This window comes from Stenotrophomonas sp. EMP41 (genome assembly GCF_047495535.1).
Lineage (GTDB): Bacteria > Pseudomonadota > Gammaproteobacteria > Xanthomonadales > Xanthomonadaceae > Stenotrophomonas > Stenotrophomonas sepilia.
Genome location: NZ_CP179923.1, coordinates 2720591 through 2747274 on the forward strand (window position 1 = coordinate 2720591; position 26684 = coordinate 2747274).

29 protein-coding genes are annotated in these 26684 nt (G+C 67.5%); 14 read left to right on the top strand and 15 right to left on the bottom strand.

The features are described 5' to 3' along the window. Nucleotides 1-32: 32 nt before the first annotated feature. A complete protein-coding gene (locus tag ACMGRF_RS12545) occupies nucleotides 33-623 on the top strand; it encodes an HAD family hydrolase (protein WP_005418147.1) in 591 nt (196 codons plus the stop codon). A 30-nt stretch (nucleotides 624-653) separates the two neighbouring features. Then, nucleotides 654-1106, top strand: coding sequence for an Rnf electron transport complex subunit RnfB (gene rnfB, locus ACMGRF_RS12550; RefSeq protein WP_049415744.1), 453 nt, complete (start codon nucleotides 654-656; stop codon nucleotides 1104-1106). A 13-nt stretch (nucleotides 1107-1119) separates the two neighbouring features. Here the strand turns inward: rnfB and ACMGRF_RS12555 are convergent, their stop codons facing one another. Further along, nucleotides 1120-1467 (bottom strand): RidA family protein, encoded by a 348-nt coding sequence (locus ACMGRF_RS12555; protein ID WP_005418155.1) that lies wholly within the window; start codon nucleotides 1465-1467, stop codon nucleotides 1120-1122. A gap of 193 nt (nucleotides 1468-1660) precedes the next feature. Here ACMGRF_RS12555 and mprF point away from each other — a divergent pair, with 193 nt between their 5' ends. Next, the gene (gene mprF / locus ACMGRF_RS12560; protein ID WP_049415746.1) at nucleotides 1661-4225 is read left to right on the top strand and encodes a bifunctional lysylphosphatidylglycerol flippase/synthetase MprF; all 2565 of its coding nucleotides are present in this window, start codon (nucleotides 1661-1663) and stop codon (nucleotides 4223-4225) included. 106 nt (nucleotides 4226-4331) lie between these two features. Here mprF and ACMGRF_RS12565 read toward each other — a convergent pair whose 3' ends face one another. The 4 genes from ACMGRF_RS12565 to ACMGRF_RS12580 all read right to left on the bottom strand — a co-directional run bounded on the left by ACMGRF_RS12565 (nucleotide 4332) and on the right by ACMGRF_RS12580 (nucleotide 7196). Further along, nucleotides 4332-5678 carry a virulence factor family protein gene (locus ACMGRF_RS12565; protein ID WP_049415749.1) on the bottom strand — a complete coding sequence of 449 codons (1347 nt, stop codon included), beginning with the start codon at nucleotides 5676-5678 and terminating at the stop codon, nucleotides 4332-4334. A gap of 78 nt (nucleotides 5679-5756) precedes the next feature. After that, entirely contained in the window at nucleotides 5757-6374 is a 618-nt protein-coding gene (locus ACMGRF_RS12570; protein ID WP_049415752.1) for a DUF998 domain-containing protein, read from the bottom strand. After that, the gene (locus ACMGRF_RS12575) at nucleotides 6371-6544 is read right to left on the bottom strand and encodes an oxidoreductase-like domain-containing protein (RefSeq protein WP_049415754.1); all 174 of its coding nucleotides are present in this window, start codon (nucleotides 6542-6544) and stop codon (nucleotides 6371-6373) included. Before ACMGRF_RS12575 ends, ACMGRF_RS12570 begins: the two co-directional genes overlap by 4 nt. Nucleotides 6545-6593: 49 nt before the next feature. Beyond that, entirely contained in the window at nucleotides 6594-7196 is a 603-nt protein-coding gene (locus ACMGRF_RS12580; RefSeq protein ID WP_049415755.1) for a hypothetical protein, read from the bottom strand. Between the two features lie 229 nt (nucleotides 7197-7425). Here ACMGRF_RS12580 and ACMGRF_RS12585 point away from each other — a divergent pair, with 229 nt between their 5' ends. After that, entirely contained in the window at nucleotides 7426-8577 is a 1152-nt protein-coding gene (locus tag ACMGRF_RS12585) for a transglutaminase domain-containing protein (protein WP_049438245.1), read from the top strand. 7 nt (nucleotides 8578-8584) lie between these two features. On the opposite strand, the gene ACMGRF_RS12590 is transcribed toward ACMGRF_RS12585, so the two are convergent. After that, nucleotides 8585-8920, bottom strand: a complete 336-nt coding sequence (locus tag ACMGRF_RS12590; protein ID WP_010482882.1) for a zinc ribbon domain-containing protein YjdM — start codon at nucleotides 8918-8920, stop codon at nucleotides 8585-8587. Between the two features lie 178 nt (nucleotides 8921-9098). Between ACMGRF_RS12590 and ACMGRF_RS12595 the strand changes: the two genes are divergently transcribed. The 3 genes from ACMGRF_RS12595 to ACMGRF_RS12605 all read left to right on the top strand — a co-directional run bounded on the left by ACMGRF_RS12595 (nucleotide 9099) and on the right by ACMGRF_RS12605 (nucleotide 11177). After that, nucleotides 9099-10460: an Hsp70 family protein gene (locus tag ACMGRF_RS12595; RefSeq protein WP_049415763.1), complete on the top strand. Its 1362-nt coding sequence runs from the start codon at nucleotides 9099-9101 to the stop codon at nucleotides 10458-10460. Nucleotides 10461-10731: 271 nt separating this feature from the next. Then, on the top strand, nucleotides 10732-10983 hold the full coding sequence (locus ACMGRF_RS12600; RefSeq protein WP_032954387.1) for a YkgJ family cysteine cluster protein: 252 nt from the start codon (nucleotides 10732-10734) through the stop codon (nucleotides 10981-10983). Between the two features lie 11 nt (nucleotides 10984-10994). Next, nucleotides 10995-11177, top strand: a complete 183-nt coding sequence (locus tag ACMGRF_RS12605; protein WP_005410566.1) for a hypothetical protein — start codon at nucleotides 10995-10997, stop codon at nucleotides 11175-11177. Nucleotides 11178-11226: 49 nt separating this feature from the next. On the opposite strand, the gene ACMGRF_RS12610 is transcribed toward ACMGRF_RS12605, so the two are convergent. From ACMGRF_RS12610 to ACMGRF_RS12620, 3 genes are read right to left on the bottom strand one after another with little or no spacing between them, the layout of a single operon-like run. After that, on the bottom strand, nucleotides 11227-12108 hold the full coding sequence (locus tag ACMGRF_RS12610) for a DUF4097 family beta strand repeat-containing protein (RefSeq protein WP_049438246.1): 882 nt from the start codon (nucleotides 12106-12108) through the stop codon (nucleotides 11227-11229). A gap of 11 nt (nucleotides 12109-12119) precedes the next feature. After that, the gene (locus tag ACMGRF_RS12615) at nucleotides 12120-12653 is read right to left on the bottom strand and encodes a hypothetical protein (RefSeq protein ID WP_049415770.1); all 534 of its coding nucleotides are present in this window, start codon (nucleotides 12651-12653) and stop codon (nucleotides 12120-12122) included. Beyond that, nucleotides 12650-13228, bottom strand: coding sequence for an RNA polymerase sigma factor (locus tag ACMGRF_RS12620; RefSeq protein WP_005418173.1), 579 nt, complete (start codon nucleotides 13226-13228; stop codon nucleotides 12650-12652). The genes ACMGRF_RS12615 and ACMGRF_RS12620 overlap by 4 nt, the downstream gene beginning before the upstream one ends. A 126-nt stretch (nucleotides 13229-13354) precedes the next feature. Here ACMGRF_RS12620 and ACMGRF_RS12625 point away from each other — a divergent pair, with 126 nt between their 5' ends. Continuing rightward, nucleotides 13355-13534: a hypothetical protein gene (locus tag ACMGRF_RS12625; protein WP_049415771.1), complete on the top strand. Its 180-nt coding sequence runs from the start codon at nucleotides 13355-13357 to the stop codon at nucleotides 13532-13534. Nucleotides 13535-13569: 35 nt separating this feature from the next. Further along, a complete protein-coding gene (locus tag ACMGRF_RS12630; protein WP_080354711.1) occupies nucleotides 13570-14163 on the top strand; it encodes a mechanosensitive ion channel family protein in 594 nt (197 codons plus the stop codon). A gap of 419 nt (nucleotides 14164-14582) precedes the next feature. On the opposite strand, the gene ACMGRF_RS12635 is transcribed toward ACMGRF_RS12630, so the two are convergent. Both ACMGRF_RS12635 and ACMGRF_RS12640 read right to left on the bottom strand, forming a co-directional pair. Further along, the gene (locus ACMGRF_RS12635) at nucleotides 14583-15443 is read right to left on the bottom strand and encodes an IS3 family transposase (RefSeq protein WP_099485319.1); all 861 of its coding nucleotides are present in this window, start codon (nucleotides 15441-15443) and stop codon (nucleotides 14583-14585) included. Continuing rightward, nucleotides 15440-15733 (bottom strand): transposase, encoded by a 294-nt coding sequence (locus ACMGRF_RS12640; protein WP_006388655.1) that lies wholly within the window; start codon nucleotides 15731-15733, stop codon nucleotides 15440-15442. Before ACMGRF_RS12640 ends, ACMGRF_RS12635 begins: the two co-directional genes overlap by 4 nt. Nucleotides 15734-16033: 300 nt before the next feature. Here ACMGRF_RS12640 and ACMGRF_RS12645 point away from each other — a divergent pair, with 300 nt between their 5' ends. Beyond that, on the top strand, nucleotides 16034-16948 hold the full coding sequence (locus ACMGRF_RS12645) for an IS110 family transposase (RefSeq protein WP_049417105.1): 915 nt from the start codon (nucleotides 16034-16036) through the stop codon (nucleotides 16946-16948). Between the two features lie 233 nt (nucleotides 16949-17181). Here the strand turns inward: ACMGRF_RS12645 and ACMGRF_RS12650 are convergent, their stop codons facing one another. Both ACMGRF_RS12650 and ACMGRF_RS12655 read right to left on the bottom strand, forming a co-directional pair. Then, on the bottom strand, nucleotides 17182-17448 hold the full coding sequence (locus tag ACMGRF_RS12650) for a DksA/TraR family C4-type zinc finger protein (protein WP_049414241.1): 267 nt from the start codon (nucleotides 17446-17448) through the stop codon (nucleotides 17182-17184). 170 nt (nucleotides 17449-17618) lie between these two features. Beyond that, nucleotides 17619-18176 carry a DUF2058 domain-containing protein gene (locus ACMGRF_RS12655; protein ID WP_414485255.1) on the bottom strand — a complete coding sequence of 186 codons (558 nt, stop codon included), beginning with the start codon at nucleotides 18174-18176 and terminating at the stop codon, nucleotides 17619-17621. 63 nt (nucleotides 18177-18239) lie between these two features. Between ACMGRF_RS12655 and ACMGRF_RS12660 the strand changes: the two genes are divergently transcribed. The 3 genes from ACMGRF_RS12660 to ACMGRF_RS12670 all read left to right on the top strand — a co-directional run bounded on the left by ACMGRF_RS12660 (nucleotide 18240) and on the right by ACMGRF_RS12670 (nucleotide 21165). Further along, nucleotides 18240-18740, top strand: a complete 501-nt coding sequence (locus ACMGRF_RS12660; protein ID WP_100478561.1) for a M48 family metallopeptidase — start codon at nucleotides 18240-18242, stop codon at nucleotides 18738-18740. A 47-nt stretch (nucleotides 18741-18787) separates the two neighbouring features. Continuing rightward, the gene (locus tag ACMGRF_RS12665) at nucleotides 18788-19486 is read left to right on the top strand and encodes an RNA pseudouridine synthase (protein ID WP_262223080.1); all 699 of its coding nucleotides are present in this window, start codon (nucleotides 18788-18790) and stop codon (nucleotides 19484-19486) included. An 86-nt stretch (nucleotides 19487-19572) separates the two neighbouring features. Then, a complete protein-coding gene (locus ACMGRF_RS12670) occupies nucleotides 19573-21165 on the top strand; it encodes a phospholipase D family protein (RefSeq protein WP_049414250.1) in 1593 nt (530 codons plus the stop codon). 3 nt (nucleotides 21166-21168) lie between these two features. Here ACMGRF_RS12670 and ACMGRF_RS12675 read toward each other — a convergent pair whose 3' ends face one another. Continuing rightward, nucleotides 21169-22245 (bottom strand): HDOD domain-containing protein, encoded by a 1077-nt coding sequence (locus ACMGRF_RS12675; protein WP_099488487.1) that lies wholly within the window; start codon nucleotides 22243-22245, stop codon nucleotides 21169-21171. A gap of 277 nt (nucleotides 22246-22522) precedes the next feature. Here ACMGRF_RS12675 and ACMGRF_RS12680 point away from each other — a divergent pair, with 277 nt between their 5' ends. Beyond that, nucleotides 22523-23620: a Glu/Leu/Phe/Val dehydrogenase dimerization domain-containing protein gene (locus ACMGRF_RS12680; RefSeq protein ID WP_414485256.1), complete on the top strand. Its 1098-nt coding sequence runs from the start codon at nucleotides 22523-22525 to the stop codon at nucleotides 23618-23620. Between the two features lie 47 nt (nucleotides 23621-23667). Here ACMGRF_RS12680 and ACMGRF_RS12685 read toward each other — a convergent pair whose 3' ends face one another. Then, nucleotides 23668-26511: an autotransporter serine protease gene (locus tag ACMGRF_RS12685; protein ID WP_180881143.1), complete on the bottom strand. Its 2844-nt coding sequence runs from the start codon at nucleotides 26509-26511 to the stop codon at nucleotides 23668-23670. Between the last annotated feature and the right edge of the window lie 173 nt (nucleotides 26512-26684).

Genomic DNA, 26684 nt, shown 5'->3' on the forward strand with positions numbered 1-26684 from the left:
CCACCGGAGGCAACGCGATGGGAAGCAACGCAATGGAACTGGCGCTGTTCGACTTCGACCATACCGTGACCACCTGCGATACCTATGGCCGCTTCCTGCGCCGCGTGGCCACCGCCGAACAGCTGGCACAGGCATGGTGGAAAGTCGGCCCGTGGCTGGCCGCGTACAGGCTGAAGCTGATCTCGGCCGAACGCATCCGCGCCCGCGTCACCCGCCTGACCTTCAGTGACCGCCACAGCGATGACATCGCCACGCTGGCCGCAGGCTTCTCGCGCGAGTTCCTGCCCGACGTGGTGCGCCCGGAAATGCTGGAGCAGATCCGCTGGCACAAGGAACAGCAGCACACCGTAGTGATCGTGTCCGGCTCGCTGGACCTGTACCTGCGGCCGTGGTGCGAGCAGCTGGGCCTGCAGCTGATCTGCAACCGGCTGGAAAGCCAGGACGGCCGCCTGACCGGCCGTTACGCCGGTGGCGACTGTGGCCCGCGCAAGGTCGAGCACATCCGCCGCCAGTTCGATCTGTCGCGCTACGTGCGCATCCATGCCTACGGTGACAGTTCCGAAGACAAGCCGATGCTGGCGCTGGCCCACGAGCGCTGGTTCCGCGGCAAGCCCCTGAAGTAACCCAACGCGCAGCCTTCGCCACGCATGAGCATGAGCCTGATCCCGCCCCTGACCGAACGCCTCGACCGCCTGCTGCCGCAGACCCAATGCGGGCAATGCGGCTATGACGGCTGCCGCCCGTACGCGCAGGCAATGGCACGTGGCGAGGCGGGTGTGGACCGCTGCCCGCCGGGTGGCGATGCCGGTGCACGGGCGCTGGCGCAGGTGCTGGGCGTACCGGCGATTCCGTTCGATCGTTCGCGCGGCGAGCACAAGGCGGCCCAGGTGGCGTTGATCGTCGAAGCCGACTGCATCGGCTGCACCAAGTGCATCCAGGCCTGCCCGGTGGACGCCATCGTCGGCGGCGCCAAGTACATGCACACGGTCATTGCCGACCTGTGCACCGGCTGCGAGCTGTGCATCCCGCCGTGCCCGGTGGACTGCATCGAGCTGGTGCCGCTACAGCCGGGGCCAGATCTCCTTTCCAACGGAAAAGGGATCTGACCCCGTACACCGGTTACGGCACCGCTGCCGTCACCACGATCTCGACCTTCCACTCGGCGTGGGCGAGCTTGGCTTCGAAGGTTGCACGGGCCGGGGTCGCGCCCTCGACCACCCACTCGTCCCACGCCTTGTTCATGCCATCGAAGTCGGCGATGTCGGCCAGGAACACTTCCGCACGCAGCACGTGCTGGCGATCGCTGGCGACCAGCGCCAGCAGCTTGTCGATCTCCGCCAGCACCTGCCGGGTCTGGCCGGTGATGTCCTGGCTGGTGTCTTCCGGAATCTGGCCGGAGAGGTAGGCGACCTTGTTGTACACGGTCATTTCGGACATGCGCGGTCCGACGTCGTAACGCTCCATCATGGGCGTGGCTCCTGCGGGTGATCAGGCCCGCATTGTCCTCCAATCCGGTCAACGGTGGGTGCACGGGTCCCCCGCGCGAGACGTCACTACCGGACTCCGACACATCCGCTGGTCAAATGGCGGCGACAGGCGCACGATGCGCCACGCCCCGCGTTGACACCGCACTCGCCCCTCCTGACGCACCCTTGCGCCGATGACCGCAGCCACCAACCCCGCCGCCGCTTCCTCCACCCCGGCATGGAAGCGGGTTATCACCATTGTCGTTCCCCTGCTGATCCTCTCGCTGGCCCTGCATGGCCTGGCCAGCGAATTCGATGAGCACGGCTACCGCGCCATCCGCCAGGCGTTCCGCCAGCTCAGCGGCATGCAGATCACCCTCACCGTGGTGCTCGGCCTGGCCAGCTACGCCTGCCTGATCGGCTTCGATGCCATCGGCCTGCGTCGCAGCGGAATCCGCGTGCATCCGGCACGCATCGGCATCACCGCCTTCCTTGCGCATACGCTGGGCCAGACCGTGGGCTTTGCGGCGTTGACCGGCGGCGCAGTGCGCCTGCGTGGCTACCGCAGCGCCGGCCTGGACCTGGCGCAGATCGGCCAGGTGGTGCTGATGAGCACGCTCGGTTTCGTATTCGGTGCGTGGCTGCTGATCAGCGTGGCACTCTGCATGGAACCGGCGGCAGCGGCGTTGGCATTGCCATTGAACCCCGATGCCGTGCGCATCGTCGGCATCGTCGCCCTGCTCGCCTATCTGGGTACCGTGCTGCTGGTCGGTCGCGATGGACGGCAGTTCAGCGTGTTCGGCCATGCGTTGTGGCTACCCGACCGCCGCACCATGCTCGGCGTCACCGTGCTCAGCGTGATCGAACTGGTACTGGCCAGCGCCGCGTTCTATGTGCTGCTGCCGGACTCGACGCCCACCGGCCTGCCCGGCTTCGTCGGCCTGTACCTCGTCGCGGTACTGGCCGGCCTGGTCTCGACCGTGCCGGCCGGCCTGGGCGTGTTCGAATGGAGCCTGTTGAAGCTGTTGCCTCAGGTGGCACCGGCGGCGGTGCTGGCAGCGGCGCTGATCTACCGCGTCACCTACTACGTACTACCGCTGGTGCTGGCCACGTTGCTCGCCCTTGCGCCCGCGCTGCGCCAGCCGCTGCAGGCCAGTGCCGGGGCAACCCGCGCCGGCTGGAACGCACTGCGCCCATGGTTGCCGCAGATCATCGCGCTGGCGGTGTTCAGCATCGGCGCCGCGCTGGTCATCGATGGCACGCTGCCAACGCCACGCCGGCACCTGGTGAATGCCTCGCTGCCGATCCTGGAAACCTCGCACCTGATCGGCAGCCTCAGTGGTGTCGCGCTGCTGCTGATCGGGCAGGGCCTGGCCCGGCGCAGCCACGCGGCGTGGATGCTGGCGATGGCGGTGTGCGTGGTCACCCCGCTGCCGCTGTGGCTGCGCGGTGGCCAACCGTTGATCGCCGTCTCGGCGTTGCTGGTGGCGATGGCACTGTGGGCCGCACGTCGCGAGTTCTACCGCCAGGGCGCGCTGCTGGACGAAGCCTGGTCGTGGCCGTGGCTGCGCAACCTCGGCCTGGTGCTGGTCGCAGTCACCTGGCTGCTGTTCTTCACCTACAGCCATGTCGAATACCAGAACGAGTTGTGGTGGCAGTTCGCGGTCTCCGGCAACGCACCGCGCGCGTTGCGTGCGTTGCTGGTGGTGGCCATCGCGCTGGTGATGTTCGGCCTGGCGCGGCTGCTGCACAGCACGCGCAGCCCGCTGCCAGCCGCCGATGAAGCCACGCTGCAATCGCTGGCGCCAGTCCTGGCCGGTGCCACCGACACCCAGGCCTGCCTGGTGCTGACCGCTGACAAGGCAGTGCTGCGCGATGAAGCGAAACTGGGCTTCGTGATGATGCAGCGCTATGGGGGGTCGCTGATCGCGATGGGCGACCCGGTCGGCCCGCCGGAGGTCGCCCGCGCATTGATCTGGCGCTTCCGCGAGGAAGCCGACCGCCTCGGCCTGCGCCCCGTCTTCTACCAGGTCGGCGAGTCCTACTGGCAGACCTACCTCGACCTCGGCCTGGGGCTGGTCAAGCTGGGCGAAGAAGCGATGGTGCCGCTGCATGATTTCGGCCTGGAAGGGCGCGAGCGCGCCGACCTGCGCCAGGCCTGGAACCGGGGCAAGCGTGGTGGCCTGTCCTTCCGCGTGGCGCCCGTGGAGGAAATTCCCAGCCTGCTGCCGCGCCTGCACGCGATCTCCAACGCATGGCTGGAAGACAAGGCCGGCGACGAAAAAGGCTTCTCGCTCGGCAGCTACGACCCGGATTACCTGGTGCGCTTCCCGGTGGCGCTGGTCGAGGCCGGAGGCCAGATCGTGGCCTTCGCCAACCTGTGGCAGGCACCGGCCGGCGCCGAGCTGTCGGTGGACCTGATGCGCCACGCCAGCGAAGCACCGAAGGGCACGATGGACTTCCTCTTCATCGAGCTGTTCCTGTGGGGCCGCGCACAGGGCTATGCACGATTCTCGCTGGGCATGGCGCCGCTTTCCGGGCTGGCACAGCATCGTCTGGCTGGCCGCTGGAACCGGCTGGCCGGCCTGCTGGCGCGGCATGGCGAACGTTTCTACGGGTTCAGTGGCCTGCGCCGCTTCAAGTCGAAGTTCGATCCGCAGTGGCGGCCGCGCTATCTCGCGGCGCCCGGCGGCATGCATCTGCCGGCCGCGCTGCTGGATGCCACGCGCCTGATCTCGCTGGATCCGCGGCGGAACTGAAGCCGCGATGCGTCGGGCATGGCTCGACGCTACCCGCTGCTCGGTAGGTGTCGACCTTGGTCGACATGCAACCCCAGCGCCGACCAAGGTCGGCGCCTGCCAAGCGCTACATACCGCCCTTGAGGATCACTTCGGCCAAGCGATCGTAGTCCCCCCCGAAATGGTGATCACCCGGCAGCTTCACCTTCCTCACCCCGTCATTGGCCGGCAGGTCCGGGCACAGTGCGTCCTCATCCTTGTCGCCATATACGCACAGGGTTTTTTCCGCCGGCAGCCTGGCCACTTCCGGTGCGATCGGCAGGCCATCGCCGCCACCGCCCAGCCAGTTGCTGACGTGGAATTCAAAGTCGGCCTTCCTGCCTACCGACAGCAGCACGATACGATCCAGCGCTGCGCGGGTATCGGCATCGAGCTGGTTGATGGTGGCCGGCAGCACATCGGCGCCCTGCGAGAAGCCGATCAGCATCACCTTGTCGCGGTGCCACTGCTGGCGGTAGTGGTCGATGATCTTCTGCAGGTCAGCGGCGAAGCCCTTCGGCGTGCGCTCGCTCCAGAAGTAGCGCAACGAGTCGATGCCGACCACGGCCACGCCGTGCTCGTTGAGCGACGACGCCACGTCCTTGTCCAGGCCGGCCCAGCCACCATCGCCGGAAACGAATACCGCCAGCGTATCGCCGCTGCCGGTCGCCGGTACTTCCACCACCGGCAGGCCCTTCAGCGCGGCCGGCGGCGGTGCCAGACTGACCCCGGCCTGCGCGCCGATCAACCGCGCTGCGGCCACCAGACCGGGTGAGGCATCACCGCGCGCGGTTCGCTTGAATTCGCGTGCCAAGGCGACCTGCTGGACGAACCGGCTGGCCTCGCCCACCTTGCAGCCGTGATCGCCAGCAGCACTCAACCACGGGAAATTCAGTTCGGCGGGCTGCAGTTTGTCGTGCTTCACACCATCGCCGCAGACCATGCGCTCATGGTTGTGATCCGGGCAGAAGCCGGTGGTCAGCAGGCCGGCAAACACCTGGGTGTCGGCCTGCGCCGCGAGCGAATAGGCCATCTCGGCACCCTCGCCGTCACCGCCGACCAGCGGCAGGTGGTAACCGGGCAGATGCAGGGACGCCTGCAGCCAGCGCGAGAAGTTCTCGACGTCACCGGAGCCGAACGAGCAGGTCGGATTACCCTCGCGCTTGAGCACCCCGCGCAGGTGCGCGATGTCCACAGCGGCAACCATGGCGCCGTCGGCACGCAGGGCTTCGATCGGCAGGCGGCTGGTGTCACCACCCGGGGTGGGTTCGTGGAACCAGATCACCACCCGCTGCGGAGTGCCGGCCGGCATGTGCACCGGAATCTGCTCGAACCGCCCGTGGCTGAACTGCTGCACGTTGGCCGCCGCCATTGCCGGCAGCGCCGCCAGCGCCAGAACCACACCCATTGCCCTGCCCAGCCCTGCACGCTTCATATCGCATCCCCGATGGAATGCGCACACGATACGCCGCCACCGCGTGCACGGCACGTACCGGTGCAGGCCGTTGGCGATTCAGTCGGCCGTGGTACGCCGACTGCGCCGGTACAGTGCCAGCGCCAGGTACAGCAGCCAGCCTACGATCACCACGATCACGACCTTCTGCCCCAACCCGCGCGGCGGCCCGCCACGCCACAGCACATGCAGCCACAACAGTACGAACGCCAGCCAGGCCCAGCCCCAGAGCAGGCCCGCAGCGGACTGCCAGCCCGGTTCACGGCGCAGGTACCAGGCCTGCAGCAGCATGCCGACGCTGGCGCACAGGAACGCGGTGTTGGCCGCCAGCCCATGGATGAACGGTGCCAGCAGCGGCGTCGCTTCCGGCAGCCAGCTGTCACCGATGGCGACCGTGGCCAGGCCCAGTGCCGAGGCCGTGAACAGCAGCGGCGCCGCCGCGCTGCGCCGCGGGCCGATGCTGCTCCGGTAGAGGCTGATGCCGAGCAGGGCGATCGCCAATGCCAGCAGGCAGTAAGCCGCGCGCAAAGCCAGCCCCCACGGCCCGTGCAGGTAGAGGCTGAGCGTGGCCCGCACCCAGTCCAGATCGGTGCGTGCGAACTGGGTCCACAGCGCGGTGGCCAAGAACAGCAGCAGCGCCGCCAGTGCCAGCAGTGCCGCTGGGCGCGCGCGCCTCATGTGGACGCCTCCGGGTGCCGCGCCAGCCATTCGGCCAACGCCTTGCGATAGCGCTGCAGCTCGTCGGCATACAGGTCCAGCACACACAGCGGGCAACCGCTGCCGCAGCATTCGTTCGGACCGGGCTCTTCCGGCGGCAACGGGCGGGGATCGGGATCAGGGACGGACACGGTTGGACGCGGCAATCGGTGGAAACAGGCCCCAGTGTACCGGGCTGGTTCAGCGGCCCAGCTGTCGGCGCAGGTTGTCGCGGGCGGCCGCGTCGAGACGCTGGTGGAAAAACGCGCTGAGGAAGATGCGCGGTGCACGCAGCAGGCCCTGCAGGAAACGGCGGCGGCCGGCGCGATACAGGAAGCCTGGCACCACGCCCTTGTACTCTTCGGCCACGCCGCGATCATAGGCGCTGAACACCGGTTCCGGCGCGGCCAGGATCGCCATGTCGCAGTCCAGGAACAACGCGGCCTCGGCATCGACATCGTCCGGGCCGAGCTCGCCATGGCGGGCAGTCAGCAGGATCAGCTGCTCGACCCGGGCCGCGTCGACCGTGGCAAGTTCCGGCGCCTGTGCGATCGCTTGCAGGGCCAGCTGCGCCGAACGCGCCTCGTTGTCCTTTCGCCCCGCCACATAGATCGCATCGTGGTAGAGCGCGGCCAGGTAGACCTCGGCCGGCTGCTGCCAGCCTGGACCGTCGGCAACCTCCTGGCAGTGCTGCAGCACCGCACGCACGTGGCCGAAGTGATGGTAGGCACGTGGTGGCGTCGCATAGCTGTCCTGCAGCGCCTGCCACTGCGCCGGAGCGAGCGTCAGCGGGGAGAAGTCCATGACCGGATCATCCCGCTTGCGCCGGTGGCGGGCAAGCTGGCTATTTTTTCACCACACCCTCACAACGCCCTTCGCACGGGGTCCCAACGCGGTTGTCCACAGCTTTGTCGAGCGCTGGTCCACACCGGCTGTGGATGAACGCGCGGACCGACCAGCGGTCACTGCAGGTGTGCGCGCACAGGTCTACACTCGCCTCAGGCGGGAGCGCCCGCCGCTGCCGGGAGCCGTCATGTACCGTCCTGCCGCCCGATCCGTTCTGCTCGCGCTGGCCGCATTGGCGGCACCCTCCGCGATCGCACTCAACCCTGACGCGAACGAAGCCCCTGCGCTCACTGCCAGCACCGCCGCGCCGACGATTCCGACGCCGCAGCAGGTGTTCGCGATTCCACCGGCCATGCTCGATATGCTGCACACCCAGGTGACCCGTCGCAGCTATTCGCGCGAGCAGCGCCTGCAGGCGCTGGTGGAGATGATCTTCGACCGCCATGGCATGGACCTGCAGTACGACGCCGACGCGACCCTCACCGTCAGCGAGATCTGGCAGCAGCGACGCGCCAACTGCCTGGCCTTTACCCTGATGTTCGTCGCGCTGGCACGCGAAGCCGGCATCCAGGCGCGCGTGCAGGAGGTCGGCCAGGTGGTGTCGTGGTACCAGGACCAGGCCCAGGGCCTGGTCTACAGCGTAGGCCACGTCAATGCCGGGGTCGGCTTCGCCGGCCGCTTCGCCACCGTCGATCTGGATCGCAATGTGCTGTACGACCGCCGCGGGCCGCTGCCGATCAGCCAGGCGCGGGCGTTGGCGCACTTCTACAACAATCGCGGTGCCGAACGCATGGCCAGCGGCGACCTGGCGGGCGCACGTACCTTCTTCGATACCGCGCTGGCGCAGGACGGCAGCTTCGCTGCCACCTGGAACAACCTGGGTGTGCTGGAAAACCGCACGGGCGATACCGCCGCCGCGCGACGGGCACTGGAAACGGCGTTGCGACTGGACGGCCGCCAGGATGCTGCACTGACCAACGCCAGCGCCCTCTACCGCAAGCTCGGCATGATTGCGCAGGCCCGGGCGCTGGAGCAGCGGTTGCAATCGGTGCAGCGCGAAGACCCGTTCGCGCAGTACATGCTCGGTGCCGAGGCCGAACGCGCCGGGCAACTGCAGCAGGCGATCCGCTATTACCGGCAGGCCGTGCGCCTGTACGACACCGCGCACCAGTTCCACTTCGGGCTGGCGCGGGCCTATTTCCTGGCCGGCCAGCTCAGGCGCGCCGATCGTGAGCTGCTGCGTGCACAGGAACTGGGCGGGGCGCCGCAGCAGGCGCGCTACCAGGCCAAGCTGGACAGCCTGGCCCGCTGGCGCGCACGGCAGCAGGCCAGGCGCTGAAGGCCGGTCAGGCCTTCTTGAGGAAGCAGGTCTTCAGGACCAGGCCCTTGATCTTGTCCGAATTGCCTTCGATGTGCTCGGCATCGTCCTCGACCAGGCGGATGTTGCGGATCACGGTGCCCTGCTTGAGCGGGATCGAGGAGCCCTTCACCTTTAGGTCCTTGATCACGGTGACGGTGTCACCGGCCTGCAGGGTATTGCCGTTGCTGTCACGCACGACCAGGGTCGAACCGGCACTTTCCTCGGCGGTCCATTCGAAGCCGCAGTCGGCGCAGATCCACAGCGCGCCATCGGCATAGGTGTTTTCCAGGGTGCACTGCGGGCAGGCGGGGGCAGAAGACATCAGCAAGTACCTCAAAGTGAATCAACAGCCGCCATTGTAACCGCCCGGCTCCCCGGCCTTTTCCGGGCAGTACGCTGCGACCTCCTTGACCCGGCCTGGAACAGGAAACCGCGGGACCTTGCAGTCGGCGGCGAACTGCAGCAGAGTGCGCGGCCCCTGATCGCCCCCGGAACTCCCCATGCGCCTCGGCATCGACTTCGGTACCAGCAACTCCGCCGCCGCCATCGTGCATGAAGGGAAACTGCTGCCGATCCGCTTCGGCGACGCCGAGCAGTTCCGCACCAGCGTGTACTTCCCCGGCGTGGTGCCCGACCCGGATGACTTCCAGCTCGATGACGGCCAGGAGCACCAGCTGCAGCAGATGATCGAGAGCGCTGCGCGTGCGGCCCGCGCCGCCGGCCAGGAACGCACGCCGCAGGCGCTGCGCCGCGAAGCCCTGCGCGCGCTGCGCAGGGAATGGATGGAAGCCCGTGCCGGCAAGGAACGCAGTGCCAGCGACCTGCTGCAGAATGCGGTCTACGGTGACGAAGCGCTGGAAGCCTATTTCGAGGAACACGAAGGCAACCTGGTGCAGAGCCCGAAATCGATGCTCGGCTACAACCTGCACCCACGCGCCAAGCAGACCATCACCGGCATCGCCGCGCACATCCTCGAACACATCCGCCTGACCGCCAGCGCCCAGCTCGGCCAGCCGCTGCGAGCGGCCCTGCTCGGGCGTCCGGTGCAGTTCCGCAGCTCGATCGGTGCGGCCGGCAATGACCAGGCGCTGGACATCCTGCGCGAAGCCGCCAGCCAGGCCGGTTTCGACCAGATCGATTTCCTCGAGGAACCAGCCGCGGCGGCCATGCACTATCACGCCGAAAGCCGCGAACGGCACCAGGCCGTGATCGTCGACATCGGCGGCGGCACCACCGACATCGCCCACGCCGAAGTCGGCGGCGACGACGCCCCGCGCATCCACCGCGCCTGGGGCATCGCCCGCGGCGGTACCGACATCGACCTGGCGCTGAGCCTGTCCAGCTACATGCCGCTGTTCGGCCGCGGCATCACCCGCGTGCCCGCCCACCACTACGTGGAAGCGGCCACCGTGCAGGACATGACCCGCCAGCGCGACTTCCGCCAGCACAAGTATGACCATGTCGACAATCCGTGGGGCGCGCGCCTGCAGGCCCTGCAGGACACCGGCAATACCGCCCGCCTGTACCGCGACGTCGAGCGCGCCAAGATCGCCCTCAGCGCCGCCAGCGAACATCGCAGCACGCTGGACTACATCGCCCGCGACCTGCATGCCGACAGCAGCGCCGACGGCCTGGCCGCCGCCGCCCATGGTTATCTGGAGCAGATCCGGGAACTGCTGGCCCAGGTCCGCAGCGACATCGGCGGCGACCCGGACGCGGTGTTCCTGACCGGCGGCATGTCCCGCGCCGGATATCTGCGCCAGGCCGTTGCGGAGGCCTTCCCGGGCGCCCGCATGGTCCACGGCGAGCCCTCGCTGGGCGTGGTCCAGGGCCTTGCGCTGGCGGCAGCCAGCCAGGATTAACAAAACGTTACGCGATCCAAGTTACTCTTGGTCGGCTAGAACCCTGCTGCATCTTCCACCGGCCACGCCGGTGTGTGTCCACGGTGCAGCCTGGCCCGCCCTGCGGGCCTAGCGGCCATGCCTTCCTGGCTCGTTCATGGTCCGCGTACCACCGGAGCCGCCATCGAGACCCGCTTTGGGCACCCGCCAGGCCCCTGTGGCCTTACAACCTGACGCAGCACCTGCACCCATCGACTGCCGCCGTTGTGACGCGGTCTGTTGCCGGTTGCCCGTGTTGCTGCAGCCTGGCGACCACGTGCCCGGCCAGTTCCTGTCACGCGACACCCACGGCCGTGCCGTGATGGCGCGCAACGAGGAAGGCTGGTGTGCGGCGATCGATCCCTATCACCTGCGCTGCACGATCTATTCGCAGCGCCCGGCGATCTGCCGCCAGTTCTCGATGGGCGGCAGTGACTGCCGCCGTGAGCGGCAGGACTACCTGCGCCAGGCCGATGCCTGGGCGCTTTCCTCCCCTTCCACCTGACAGGAGCAACCATGCCCCGCAAGGCAAAGACCCCCGCGAAGGCCAGCAACAGCATCCGCAGCGAACGCAAGGGCGCGGCCGCCAGCACCGTGGTCAGCAGCGATTCGATCGCTTCGGACCTGGCAGCGTTCCGCAAGGCCGGTGGCAAGATCGAAGTCCTCGGCACCACCTGGGCGCTGAAGAAGGCCAGCTGACCCAGTACCGACCGCGGCGGCGCTGCCGCCGCGGCCTGCCGGATCGCGCTCAGCGATCCAGGCTTACCCGAACACTGCCCGAATGCGACTGGATGCGGATATCACCGTCGCCGCTGCCCAGCCGCGCATCAAGATGGCTGCCGGGGCCGTAGCGCGGCCGCTCCACCTGGCCAGCATCGCTGTTGATCGACCCGCTGAAGCTGTTCACCGACAGCTGCGCGGAGACGGCGCGCGGCAGGCGCAGATTGACCGACGCACTCACCGATTCGACATTGATACGGCCACCCGGGGCCAGCCCGGCCGCCGACAGGTCAATGCTGCCCGATACGGTTTCCACCGCCAGTCGCTGCACGCGCCCGGCGTCGACCTCGACCCGTCCGGACACCGTCTGCGCACCGATATCACCGGACACGCCGCCGCCGGCCTCGATGCGGCCACTGACGGTGTTCACATCCAGCTTCGGCGTCTGCAGGCGTGCGCTGACGCTGCCACTGACCGTGTTGAGCTTGCTGTCGCCACTGCGGCCAGCCGCGCTCAGGCTGCCGCTGACGGTGTCGGCCTGCAGCCGTCGCACATCGATGCCACTGATGTCCTGGCTGGCACTGACCGTGCTCAGCAGCAGTTCCACCGAGCGCGGCACGTTCAGCACCAGCGTTGCGCCGCCGTTGTTGCTGCGTCGCGGATACTCGATCTCCCAGCGGACGCGGTTGGCACTCTTTTCCTGGCGCAGCTGCAGGCCATCACTGAGCGTACCGGTGAGCTGCACGTCGTTGCGGTCCCAGCCACGCACGGTCACCTTGCCGGCCACGTTGCTCAGTTCGATGCGGCCGCCGGCGGCCAGGTTGTGGCGTTCGTCGATCCGGGTGTCAGCCAGGGCCACTGCGGGCAGCAGCAACAGCGCGGCGCAGCAGGTCATCAGGGTTCGTGTCATGGGGGGTCTCCTCAGGTCGTCAGGCCGGACTCGGCGGCATAGGCCGCCTGCCGGGTCAGTTCCAGCCGCAGCGCATAGGTGCGCTTGAGCTGGCCAAGCAGGTGAGGCGCACGTGGATCCTGCGCCAGCGCGGCCTGGATCTGTGCCGCGCTTTCATCGAGTTCGTGCAACGCCGGCTGCCATTCCGGTGCCCGGCCTGCGGGCAGCGAGGCCACCGCCTGCCGGTACTGCTCGGTCATCGCCGCAGCCTGCAACTGCAGGGTGGACGGCACCGGCGCATCCGGCTGCACGTGGCGCCATGGCGCCACCGCGTACAGCGCCAGGCCGGCCGCCAACGCCGCACCCACCGGCAACCACCCGCGCCGACGCGAACGCGCTGGCAGCGCCACCACGTTGTCCGTTGGCGCGGGCGCTTCCCGCGGTCCACGCGGTGGCAACCGGGCGGACAGGCGTGCCCAGCCATCGGCGGGTACATCGCGCTCGTTCGGCAGCGCGCGCAGCCGGGCCAGCAGATCGTGGTCGGAATCGTGTTCGTGTGTACTCATGTCATGTCTCCCAGCCGTGCGCGCAGCAGACCGCGCGCACGATGCAGCTGTGCCTTTGAACTGCCGACGGCCATCTGCAGCTGCTCGGCGATTTCCTGGTGTTTCCAGCCTTCGATGTCGTGCAGTACCAGTACCGCACGCGCCCTCGGAGGCAGCGTCGCGAGTGCGCGCTCCAGGTCGCGCTCGGTACCGGCACAACGGTCGTGCACCGCCAGCTCCTGCAGGCCGCCGTCGACCTCCTCCAGACTGTCGTGGTCCTGCCCGGCGGCGCGCCCGCGCAGTTCCATCAGTGCGGCGTTGACGCCCAACCGATGCAACCAGGTCGACAGGCTGCTTTCGAACCGGAACCCCGGCAGCGCCTTCCATGCCTGCAGGAAGGCTTCCTGCAGGGCATCCTCGGCACGCGCCTGCTGGCCCCCGCACAGGCGCCACAGTACGGCGAACACGCGCGGCGCATGGCGCCGGTACAGCAGTTCGTAGGCCGCCGTGTCACCGGCGGCGGCCGCCCGCACCAGGGCGGGTTCGTCGACAGGGGCGTGGGCGGCAGGCGGCGCTGGCATGGTGGTGTCGAGCATATCGCTTGGATGCGGCGACCCGGAAAAAGGTTTAGAGCCGATCGCCGATCAAGGCCATGCAACCTTTTCGACGATGGCTGCATCCATGGAAGGTCATTCGAGAAAACACCTTCAGGGAGTTCCGCCATGTCCAGCCCATCCTGCGCCGCCCTGCTGGTAATCGTCGCCTGCGTCGTGCTGCAGGCATCGGGCCTGTCCTTGCGGTTGTGCCCCGACAACGGCCGCGCCTGCCTGCAGCAGCATCGACAGGAGCTGGTCTGCCTGGCGTGGTCACCGATGGTCGAAACCCCGGCACGCGCCGGGTAACATCGAGGCCGTTCCCGCCACCTGTTTTCGCCCCCATGATGTTGTCGCTGAAGGATCACCTGCCGGCCTGGAGCCACCCATGGCTGAACTACGCGGGCGTGGCCCTGCAGATCGTGCTGGTGCTGCTGGTCGCCTGGCTGCTGCGGGTACTCGCCCGTCGCCTGATCCGGCGCTTTGCCGAGCACTACACGCTGCCAGCTGAAATGGTGATGGGCGCGCGCCGGATCACCAGTTTCGTGGTCTATTTCAGCGCCCTGCTGTATATCCTCAGCCTGCTCGGCGCGAAGCCTTCAGTGCTGTGGACCGCGTTCACCGGCTTCGCGGCCGTGGGCGCAGTGGCCTTCTTCGCGGCCTGGAGCGTGCTCTCCAACATCTTCTGCACGCTGCTGATCTTCACCACTCGCCCGTTCCGCCTGCATGACTACATCGAGGTGCTGGAGAACGGCGAGAAGCCGGGCCTGAAGGGGCGGGTGATCGACGTGAACCTGATCTACACCACGCTGCAGGAAACCGGCGACGGCCACGAGGGCACGGTGCTGCAGCTGCCGAACAACCTGTTCTTCCAGCGCACGGTGCGCCGCTGGCGCGATCCGGCACAGGCACCCGGCGGCATCCAGGGCGACGGCTGAGGGTGGGGTTTTCGGCAGGGCTGCGCCCTGCACCCGCTACGAGCTGGAGCAACAGCACCAGCAACAGCCGAAGCAACGGCAAAAGCTGGCTATCCGTGGGTAGGCGGGGTGGGTCCGGTCGCGGGAGACGCCGTAAACCCGTCCCTGGGGGCTTGGCCGCGGCATCCATGCCGCGGACACTCCCGCCACCGGACCCACCCCGCCTTCGACAGATTTCCGCGATCTGTCGGGCATTGCTTTCTGTAGGGCCGAGCCATGCTCGGCTCAAATCGTTCCGATATCGAAATTTTCGATTCCGATGGAGATCTATCCACGCACGGCGGGATCTACCCGATCGCGGAAATCTGTCAGAGGCGGGGCGGTGTCGGAGTGCGGGGTGTCTGATCTGGCCCCCTGAAAACGGACGCCATGAAGCCGTTTCAGGCGGCAGCCCGGAGCTGCCGGGCATAGTTGTTAGGCGAGTGGTAGCCCAGCGCCGAGTGTAGCCGGGCTGGATTATAGAAGCCGTGGATGTAAGCAGCGATGGACTGGCTGGCTTGTTCCCTACTGGCGTAAGGCTCGGCAGCCTCTTCTGTCTTGAACGTCGCAAAGAAGCTCTCGGCCACTGCGTTGTCCCAGCAATTGCCAGGCCGGCTCATGCTTTGGACCACGCCATGGGACTGCAGCAGCTGGCGAAACTCGTTTCCCCAGTACTGCCCACCACGATCTGAATGGAAGATCAGGCCGGGTCGTTGTGGATGCAGAGCCCAAGCATTGGCAAATGCTTTCACCACCAGCTCTTCAGTCAGACGCTTGGAAACGCTGTAGCCCAGCACCTGCCGGGTCTGGACGCTGATGACCACGGCCAGATGCAGCCATCCCTGGCGGGTGGGGACATACGTGATATCCCCGACCCACGCCGTCGGTCCGGTTCCGGGGGCAAATTGCCGATCCAGCAGGTTGGGAGCGAGCTGAGATGAGCCGCCAGAGGATTGGGGTCGGAATCGGCCTTTGGTCTTGCCCTGGATTCGCTCCTCGGCCATTAACCGTGCCACGCGCTTGTGGCCGACTGGATGATTCCTGGCTCGTAAAGCCCTGACCAGCCGACGTCGCCCATAACTGCGCTTGCTGGTCACATGAATGGCCCGAAGCTCGGTACGGAGGGCCGAATCGACATCGCACGTTTGGGCACACTGCCGGCGCAGGTAGTCATGGAATCCAGAGACAGAAACCCCAAGAACCCGACACAACAACCTGGTCGGGTAGTGAGTCCTTTGACTGGCGACGAAGGCGTACCTCACTTGGACTCTCTGGCAAAGAACGCCGCCGCTTTTTTTAGGATTTCCCGCTCCATCTTCAGATTGGCGTTCTCGGCCCGAAGGCGGCTGATCTCGCTTTCCAGGTCGGTGGCTGGCCTGCGAGCCTCAGAGGTCAACGACCGGCCAGCACGGACCGCGTCAAGCCAATTTGCCAGCGTCTTGACCGACATCTCCAGCTGACGGGCCGCTGCGGCCGGCCCGAGCGACTCGGCCAGCTCCACGGCTTGGTGCTTGAACTCATCGGTGTAGCTACGACGGGTGATACGGGACATAAGGGGCCTCCAAGTGCGATCAAAGTATCGCTTCTTGGCGTCCGCTGACGGGGGGCCAGATCAGTCAGCCGCATGGATGCGGCTGCCAAGCCTTATCTGATCGGAATCTGGCAGCGTAGGTGTCGAGAGCCGGCGTGGGCCGCCGTGTAAGCCTGGATCTCGACGATCGCCATGTAGCTTGGCGCCCACGCCGGAATCTCCCTTGATCCGCCCGAACAGTTGCTGGAGCTGACACTCGCAGTGATAAGACTGGGCAAGCGGGGGAGCTCTCGACCCTTCCAGACTATACGGAGTCCGGTGATGAACGGGATCGGGATTGATGTCAGCAAGCGCCAACTGGATGTCGGTACGACGGATGGAGAGACCCTGCAGGTCTGGAACAACCGCTCCGGCTTTTCTGAATTGGATGTTTGGCTGAAGAAGCGTCCGGTCAGCCAGATCGTGCTGGAAGCCACCGGCGGTTACGAGCGGCCGGTGCTGGATTTTCTGCACGCAGCGGGCCATCCGGTGGTCCGCGCCAATGCCCTGCGGGCCCGCAGGCTGGCCCAGGGGATGGGCCAGATGGCCAAGACCGACCGGTTGGATGCCTATGCATTGGCGCAGATGGCGGCCTTGGTGAAACTTCCCGCCTACCAGCCGCTGGAGCCTTGGCAGCAGAAAATGCGGGAATTCGTGCGGGCACGTCGACAGGCGATGCACGCGCTGACCATCGCGCGGCAGCAGCAGGAAATGGTCGGTGATCGTGAATTGCGCCGGCTACTGCAGGCCAACATCACCCGCTTGCAGACGCTGGTTGAACGTCTGGGAAAGCAAATTGCCGAGCAGGTTGCCCAGCAGCCTCAACTGGCTGTCCTGAAGTCGATGAAGGGCGTTGGCCCTGGCCTGCAGGCGGTATTGGCAAGCTATCTTCCCGAACTGGGGAGGATCAGTGGTAAGGCCATCGCCAGCCTGGTCGGTGTGGCCCCCATGTCCCACGACAGCGGAACCATGCGCGGCAAACGAAGCATCCATGGCGGCAGGGCCGAGATCCGCCAGGTGCTTTACATGGCCAGCATGTCGGCCATGCGGCATGAACCTCGACTGCGCGATTTCTACCAGTCGCTGCGAGCCCGGGGCAAAGAAGGAAAAGTAGCCATCGTGGCGGTGATGCGGAAAATGCTGGTGATTCTCAACGCCCGGGTGCGCGACGCTGAAAACGGGCTGGTCCCTGCCTAAGGCCAGCCAGGGCGCAGACCAAAGGCTGCCGGCCAGCGGCCGGCACTACCGTGCCCGTCTCCTGGAGGGGCCAAGCCCCTCCATCAACACAGTTGCTACAAGGACGTACTTGCGGCGTCCCCGCACTCCGACACCGCCCTGCCAACCCACCGAATGCCAGCTTTTGCTGTTGCTGTCGCCGGCCAGCGGCCGGCACTACCGCGGGTGCAGGGCGCAGCCCTGCCGAACACCCTCTACCTCAGCTGGCTGTCCTTGCTGCCACGCCGGTTGTATCCGGCATGCGCCTGCTCTTCTTCGTCGTGCGCCTGCTGGCACGCCACGCACAGGCGAACTCCCGGCACAGCACGACGTCGCGCCAACGGAATCGGCGCGTCACATTCCTCACAGTGTTCAAGGCCCGGGCCCTGCCGCAGCTGGCGGCGCGCGCGGGCGATCGCATCGTCGACGGTGGCGTCGATCTGGTCCTGGACCGCACCATCTCCCGCCCAACCGGTGGCCATGGTCTTCCTCCGCAGGTGTGTCGCCTGATATGGGGACGATACACCCGCGCACAAAGGAGCAGGCCTGTGTGGCGCCGAGCCATGCCCGGCGCGCCTTCAGCAAGCTGAGCAGAACACCAACGGATCCAATCAGGTCGATCGCGACTTAATCCCCTCCGTCCCCTTTTTGCTTACCAGATCAGGTCGTCGGGCACCTGGAACTGCGCGTAGTAGGCGTCGTCCTCGGCGTTGCCGGTGGAGATCTCGGCGGTCGAGCCCGGCTGACCGTGGTCGACGATGATGGCTTCGGGCGCGCGTTCACGCACCTTTTCGGCGGCGGCGCGAGGCAGCAACGCATAGCCGTCGCCGTGGGCGACGATGACCAGCACGCCCACCGACAGCGCCTTGCGCAGCTTGGGGTCAATCAGCAGGGTGCGGATTGCCGCGCCATCGCTGAAGCGGTACTCATCGTCGCCCTTGTACGGCACCGCGTGGGCCGTGATGATCTGCCGGGCCTGCGCCTTCTGTTCCGCCTGCCTGGCCTGGGCATTGCGCTCGGCGGCCAGCGCACGGTCGCGCTCGACCTTCTCGGCACGGGCACGTTCAGCCTCACGCTGGACCTCGGCCGAGGCCGATTCGGCCTTGCCCTGGCGGGCCTTGGCCTGCTCCCGCGCGGCGGCGCTGGCCTGCGACTTCTTGGCCAGACCGGCCTTGAGCAATTGTTCCTGCAGCGCGTTGGGCTTTGCCATGGTCGGTACGTACCGCGTGTAATCTTGGATGCTTCCATTCTACCGACGCCCCGCCGCCCCTGCATGGCAGTCCTGAAGTACCTCACCGGCTACCCCGAACCCCTGGTCGCCCAGGTCAGCGAACTGCTGGCGCAAGGCAAGCTCGGCCCCTGGCTGCAGCAGCGCTACCCCGACCCGCACGAGGTGCGCAGCGATCGCCAGCTGTACGACTACACCCAGGAGCTGAAAGATCGCTACCTGCGCAAGTCGGTGCCGCTCAACAAGGTCTGCTACGACAACACGCTGGAAGTGATCAAGCACGCGCTGGGCACGCATACCGCCATTTCCCGCGTGCACGGCAGCCGCCTCAAGGCCAGCCGCGAGATCCGCATCGCTACGGTATTCCGCCAGGCGCCAGCGGCGTTCCTGCGCATGATCGTGGTGCATGAGCTGGCCCACCTGAAGGAAGCCGACCACAACAAGGCGTTCTACCAGCTGTGCCAGCACATGGAGCCGGACTACCTGCAGCTGGAGTTCGACACCCGCCTGTACCTGACCGAGCTGGCCAACCGCGGCCAGCGCTGACCGGCCGCAGCAGCTACACTGCGCGCCCCCTGCCCGACCTGCCCGCCATGGAACCGATCCGTCTCGACAAACGCCTGTCCGCCCTGCTCGGCATCCCCCGCGGCGAAGCGCGGCGCTATATCGAAGGCGGCTGGGTAACGGTCAATGGGGAGGTGGTGGAACAGCCGCAGCGGCCGGTCGACGACAGCGCGGTGATCGTGGTGGCCGAGCAGGCCAGCGATGAAAAGGCCGAGCGGGTCAGCATGCTGCTGCACAAGCCGGCCGGCGTGGCCGCAGATGCCCTGTGCGCCCTGGTCAGCAGTGACAGCCGCAGCGAACTCGACGCCAGCGACATCCGTCCGTTGCAGCGCCATTTCCACGGCCTGCAGCTGGCCGCTGCCCTTCCGGCCAGCGACAGCGGCCTGGTGGTGGTCAGCCAGGACCCGGCCACGCAGGCCCATCTACAGCGCAATCTGGGCCGCACCGAACAGGAATACCTGATCGAAGTGGCCGAAGGCGGCCCCGAGCGGGGACCGTGGCTGCTGGCGCGGCTGCAGCAGGAATCCGGCGGCGCCAAGGTCAGCTGGCAAAGCGAGCAGCGCCTGCGCTTTGCCGGCAAGGGGCTGACCGCCAAGGGGCTGCGCGTGGCGGTGACCGCCGCTGGGCTTCAGGTGCTGGCCGTGCGCCGACTGCGCATCGGCCGCGTGGCATTGGGGCCGCTGCCGCCGGCGCAGTGGCGTTACCTGGGCAGCGACGAGCGGTTCTGAGGCCTGCGGGTCAGGGCCACCTCCTGCGGAAACGGGTCCGCCCCCATCCGTGACGCCCTATCGATCCTGCAGGCATTCCTTCACGCATGGCGTGGCTCTACCATCGAGGCATGAGCCAGCCCATGCCCCTGTGGCGACGCCTGTTGCGCGTCGCTGCAATCATCCTCGCCGTGCTGTTGCTGCTGGTCCTGTCCGGGCTGCTGCTGGCCGACCATCTCACGCCACAGGCACAGGGCGCGCCCTCGCACGTACTGCCGTTGCAGCCGGCGCAGACCCACATCGACCAGCAGATCGTGCCGCTGCAGGACGCGCATCCCGGGCAATCAGGCGTGGCCTTCCTCAGTGATGGCATGGATGCCTTCGCCGCGCGCGCGATGATCACCGCGCACGCTGGCCGCAGCCTGGACCTGCAGTACTACATCTGGCACGACGACCTGATCGGCCACCTGATGGCCAAGGCGCTGCATGACGCCGCCGAGCGCGGTGTGCGCGTGCGCATCCTGCTCGATGACATGAATGCCAAGGACAAGGACGCGCTGATGATGGCGCTGGACCGGCACCCCAACATCGAAATCCGCCTCTACAACCCGTTCCGCAACCGGACCGGCATCCTGCGCATGGTGGAGATGGTGCAACGCTTCTTCAGCGTGAACCACCGCATGCACAACAAGAGCTGGATCGCCGATGGCCGCGTCGCGATCGTCGGTGGCCGCAACATCGGCGAGGAGTACTTCAGCGCGCGCACCGATGTGAACTTCCAGGATCTGGACCTGCTGGTCGCCGGCCCTGCCGTGGAGCAGGCCAACCGGATCTTCGACGACTACTGGAACAGCGAGGCCGCCATTCCGGTATCCGCGCTTGCCTTCCATACCGATGCACAGCTGCGCCTGCTGGTGCGCGAATCGGATAATGAGGCGCAGCGGGACGTGGCCCGGCCCTACCTTGCGCGCGTGGCCGAATCGCGCCAGCGGCAGCGCCCGAGTCCCGAGCCATTGCACTGGAGCAGAGCAGTGCGCATCGTCTCGGACCCGCCGATGAAGCATCGCAGGGATGATCGCGCTGCCTGGCTGGTATCGACCCTGATCAGCGAGCTGCAGGCCGCCCGGCACAAAACGTTGTTGATCTCGCCCTACTTCGTGCCAGGCAACGAAGGCCTGGATGGCTTTTCGGCCATGGCCGGGCGGGGCGTGCAGGTCGGCGTGGTGACCAACTCACTGGCTGCCAACGACGTCGCTGCCGTGCACGGCGGCTACATGAACTACCGCGTGCCGTTGCTCGAAGCGGGCGTCCACCTGTACGAACTGAAGGCGCAGGGGCAGTCCGGCGATGCCGGCATGTTCGGCAGCAGCGGCGCGAGCCTGCACACCAAGGCGTTCGTGGTCGACGACCGCCGCGGCTTCGTCGGCTCGTTCAACCTCGACCCGCGCTCGGCCTACCTCAACACCGAAATGGGCGTACTGTTCGACGACCCGGTGCTGGGGGCGCAGCTGCGCGATGAGTACTTGCGCCTGGCAGACCCCAGGCACAGCTGGTGGCTGGCGCTGGACGACCGTGGCCGGTTGCGCTGGCTGGAGCGCGAGCCGCCACCGCACTGGGTCGAGGCCGAGCCAGGGGCAACGGCGCGCAAACGCTGGTTGTCGCGGGTGATCAGCTGGCTGCCTGTCGAATCGCAGCTGTAGCACTCAGGCCGTCGGGCCGGCCTGGTCCTGTCCGGCCTCATCCAGCGTTTCCACGCTGCGCCCATGCAGGCGACGCCAGATCCAGCGCAATGCGTGCGGCGGCGCTGAAGGCAGCTGCTCCAGCAGCGCCAGCATGCGGCTCTGGCTGGCATGCCCATGGCGGCACAACAGGCTGGCCGCTGCGGCGGCGCTGGCCAGGCGCAGGCTGTCGGCCAGCGCCCCTTCTGCATCCACCGCCAGGGCCTGGTGAACCGGCTCAGGCAGCTCCCATGCGGCGGCGACCCGCTGCGCCAACGGTAACGACCACTGCTGCAGCAGCTGCAGGGCCAACGCCGGCTCCACGGCCTCGCCGCGGGCCTGCGCTTCCTGTAGCAGCTGGCGCATTACCAGTGACGCGCCCAGTCCCTGCACCAGGCCCAGCCACTGCGCGGCGAAGGCATCACCGAAGGTAACCGTGCGCGCGTGGTCCGCAGCCGCGCGCGAGGCCAGCAGTGCGTGCTCCCAGATGATCGTGCTGAACTGCGGGAACGCATCGCACTGCATCTGCATCACCGGCTGTACCAGTACCGCGCTGATGATCTGCCGCACGCCTTCGGTACCCACCAGTGTCACCGCCCGCTGCAGGCTTTCCACGGGCCGCTCGTGCACCTTGTAGGCGGGGCTGTTGGCGATGCGCAGCAGGTTGCCGGTCAGCACCGGGTCCTGGCCGATGATCGCGGCCATCACGCGCGCTGAGGCGGCATCGTCGTTGACGGTCTGGATCAGCTGCGGCAGCAGCTGCGGACGGCGCGGCAACTGCCGGGTAGCCCAGTCGCGGTCCTGCAGCGCGCGTGCCACCGCCTCGCCCAGCCCTGCGGCCTGCACCGGCGTGGATTCACCGGCCAGACGCGGGTACAGGGCCAGCGCATGCAGGCCACGTTGCAGATGTGCAGCGATCTCGGCCGGGGGCAGCGCCTCGCCCTGCAGGCTCGCCGCTGCGGCGGCCACCGCCTGGCGGGACGCAGCAACCAGCCGCGACGGTGCCGCCCCGGTCGAGCGCGCCAGCCAGCTGCGCAGCGATCGCCACCAGGCCGCTGTCATCGCCGCCTGCCCTGTCGTTGTGGTGCCCTTGCCGTCACTGACCGCCTGCCTCTTCACGCGAATCCGGCCACCCGCCGTCGTCGCAGCATCGGCCGCACTTTCATCTTCTTTAACCGCAAGGCATGCGATGTCGACGGCACCGGCCGGGGGAATGGACTAGAATGGCGCCGCGCGACCCGTCCCCCAGCCATGACGACGTCGCTTTTTTTGTTTTGGGACCCTACCGTTCACTGGCCGTTCGCTGCAGTTCGCCGCTGTTCGCGCCATCGGAGACGCCATGCTATTCGAAACCCTCGCCACCACCGGCCACGAACAAGTGGTGTTCTGCCACAACCACGATGCCGGCCTGCAGGCGATCATCGCCATCCACAACACCACCCTGGGCCCGGCCCTGGGCGGCGTGCGCATGCGTCCGTATTCCAGCACCGACGAGGCGCTGGCCGACGTGCTGCGGCTGAGCCGGACGATGACCTACAAGAATGCGCTGGCCGGCCTCAACGTCGGTGGTGGCAAGGCGGTGATCATCGGCGACCCGAAGGTGGACAAGACTGAAGTACTGTTCCGCGCCTTCGGCCGTTATGTCGACTCGCTGGGAGGGCGCTACATCACCGCCGAGGACGTCGGTACCGACGTCAACGACATGGAGAACATCTACCTGGAGAGCCAGTTCGTGACCGGCGTGCACCAGGTCCATGGCGGCTCCGGCGATCCGGCCCCGTTCACCGCCTACGGGGCGCTGCAGGCGCTGATGGCGGCGATGCGCTTCAAGTTCGGCCATGAGGAAGTGGGCAAGACCAGCATCGCAGTGCAGGGCCTGGGCCACATCGGCATGGAGCTGGTCAAGCTGCTGCGCGATCGCGGCGCCAAACTGTATGTCACCGACCTGGACAGCGCGCTGGTTGATCGCGCGGTCAGCGATTTCGGCGCCGAAGCGGTCAAGCCGGACGAGATCCACGAAGTGAACGCCGATGTGTTCGCACCGTGCGCGCTGGAAGGCGCGATCAACGCCGACACCCTGCCGCGGATCAAGGCGAAGATCATCTGCGGTACCGCCAACAACCAGCTGGCGAGCCTGGAAATCGGCGATGAACTGCATGCGCGCGGCATCCTGTATGCACCTGACTACGCGGTCAACGCGGGCGGCGTGATGAACGTGTCGCTGGAGATCGATGGCTACAACCGCGAACGCGCGATGCGCCTGATCCGCAGCATCTACCACAACCTCACCCGCATCTTCGAACTGTCGCAACGCGAGAACATCGCGCCGCAGCGCGCAGCCGACCGCATCGCCGAAAGCCGTATCCTGTCGATCGGCAAGCTGAAGATGCCGCTGGGCCGCAGCACCCCGCGCCTGGGCAACCTGCGCGGCGGCTGAGCCTGCCGATGTCGCGCCGGGCCTTTCGACCCGGCGCGACCGCCCGTTCAGAAGCCGGTGCTGTAGCGCAACGCCGCCTGGCGCGCGCCTTCGCCGCCGACGCGCTGGTCGAAGCCCAGGCTCAGGCGGCCGTTGCGACCCCACCACGACTCCAGCGCCACGCCGAACAGCGCACTGCCGCGCGGCGCGTTCCAGCCCGCCAGTGGCGCCCAGGCATCGACGCCGACGAAACTGGCCTGCCAATCCGCATCGGCACCATCGAGCCGCTGCTGCCATTCGGCATGCCCGCGCACGGTCCAGCGCCCCCAGCCGCGTTCACCGCGGATACCGGCCAGCATCAGGCTGCGCTGTACCCGGTTGGCCTCTCCGCGCAGGCCGAAGCCGAACCCGCCCAGTTCGTTGAATGCATCGGTATCCACGCGCGTGCTGCTGGCACCCACGTAGGGTGTGAACGACGCACCCGCGCGGCCGAAACGATAGCCGCCTTCGACACTGGCACTGCTGAAACGTCCGCCGTAACGTGCAGAGACACCGTAGGCGCCGGCGCCCAGCAGCAACTGGCGATCCAGCGCACGGGTGAACTGGCCGCTGCCGACCTGGGCCAGCGCATAGCCCCGGCCCAGGTTCCAGCCGGCGTACAGCTGCGCCTGCGCCTGGCGATCACGCCCACGATCACCGCCGAAGCTGCTGCCACCATTGCTGCGGGTTTCGCCAAAGGCCACACCCATCAGCCCATTGCTGCCCAGCGGCAGGTCCTGACCGGCCATCCAACCACGGCTGTCGGCGGCATTGCCGGCGAAACTGCCCTGCCCGGCTTCGCCGAGCGCGCTCTGCCAGGCCCCGCGCAGGCGCGGCGCCGCCTGCACGCGATCGAAGCGCTCGGCGATCGCGCGGCGTGCCATGTCGATGCTGTCGAAGGTGGCCGACTCGGCCCGCGCATGCGCCTGTCCGGACAGGCTCTGCAAGCTGGCCTCGAGACCCTTGCTGCCACCGCCGGTCCACTGCAGCGCACCGGCGGCCGTACCGAAGGCCGAGCCCTGCAGCGTCGTATCGCCATCAAGCGCGCTGAACGCACTGTCCACGCGTTGCGCAGCCGACTGCGCCGAGGCCGTGAGCCCGGTCGCTGCCGCCGTGACGCTGACCTGGGTCAGGTTCAACCAAGCGTTGTTGCTGTCATAGCCATAGCTGCTCTGCAGCAGCGACAGGCCCTGCAGGCCGCTGGAGGTGGCCGGGCTGCTGAAGGTGCCACTGAGGCCGCCGGCGGCGTGGATCAGGTCCTGGCGGCTGCCGTTCTGCGGCACATAGCCGGAGACGAAGCCGTGCACGCGCACGCCCCCGTTGATCGTGGCGTTGCCGGTGACCTGCAGCGCATTGGCACCGAGCGCGATCATCAGCTGCGCGCCGGCCTGCTGGGTGTAGTTGCCCTCGATGGTGCCGGTGGTGTTGCCGGTGGTCAGGAACACGCTGCTGCCGTTGACCACATTGCCGATCACGCGCGGCGTACCGCCATTGAACTGCAGGCCGGTCGAATCCGGATCGGGCTGCGCCAGGATCGTCACGTTGGAGCGGATCACGCTGCCGTTCTGTAGTGACAGGATGCCGCGCTCGATGCGGGTGGCGCCGCTGTAGCTGTTGTTGCCACCCAGCACCAGGGTTCCCCCGCCCTGCTTGACCAGGCCACCGCTGCCGACGATGTCGTTGCTCCACAGCGAACCACTGGACGGTGCATCGACATTGACGACCACATCGCCCCAGTCGAAGCGCCCCGGACCCTTGATCGCCCGCGAGATGTCGAGCAGGCCGTAGCCGAACACCGCATCCACGCCGGGCGCACCGATGTCCTTGGCGGTGCCCAGCAGGGTCTGCCGCACCAGGTTGTTGTCGAAGTACGGGTAGCGCTGCCAGACCAGGGCGGCGGCGCCGGAAACCAGCGGGGCGGCAAAGGACGTGCCGTAGTTCCAGTAATAGCTGCCGCCGTTGGCATCGGGATAGACCGCGCTGCCCGGCGCCGCCAGGCAGTAGCGCGCAGCCTGGCCGCAGGCATTGGCGTAGCTGGCCAGCGTGCCCGGTGCATACGGATCCACCGCAGTGGCCACCAGCCAGCCGCGCTCCAGATCGGCCGCCGGCAGCGAGCCGGCAACGCCCAGCTGGCTGGGCAGCGCGGCCAGGCTGCTCGGCTCAGGGCGCGCATCGTTGCCGGCCGCGAACACCACCAGGCCGCCATGGTTGATGACGAACGGCCGGTACTCGGCCGCCACCTGCGCGGTGGTCGGCAGGTCGGTCCAGTACAGGCCGCCCCACGAATTGTTCATCACCTTCACGTTGTAGCTGATCAGGTCCTGGTGGACCTGCGCCACGCCCAATGGGCCGCTGAAGGAATTGCCCTTGCCGCTGCCGTCATCGACGGGCGGCTTGTCGGCGATGATCCGCGCCGAAACGATCTGTGCGCCGGGGGCGATGCCGCCCGGCCAGGATCCCACCGATGCACCCGCGGCCAGGCTGGCCACCGCCGTGCCGTGGCCCACCACGTCGTCCACCTGCAGGTTGTTGCGGGCGGGGTCGATGTAGTTGAGGTTGGCGACCACGCGCCCGTTCAGCGCCACTGCGTTGCGCTGCACGCCCGAATCGACGATGCCGATGCGCACCCCCTGCCCGGTCAGGCCGGCGGCCTGTGCGGCACGCGCATTGGTCACGGACAGGTGCGCGTCGAAGGCCGGCTCCTGCGGCTTGGCCGGAGGCGGTGTGGTCGGCGGGGGCGTGGTCGGGGGCGTCGGGGTGGTCGGGGGTGGATCGATGCGGACATTGCCGCCGCCTCCGCCGCCGCCACATGCCGTCAATGCCATCGCCAGCGCCGACGCCAGCGCCGACCTCACCATCATCGTGCGTTCCATCGATTCCTTCCCATGAACGTTGGCCTGCCTACATCCCGGCAGGCGTGCGGTGCCGCCCAGCGGCGGCCCTCCCCGACCCTCTATACTTGGGTCGACCCCCACGCAGTCTGCCGGGAAATCGCGGCGCTTCCAACGTCCTCGGTCTCCTTTCCGAACATTGCTTACGCATCAAC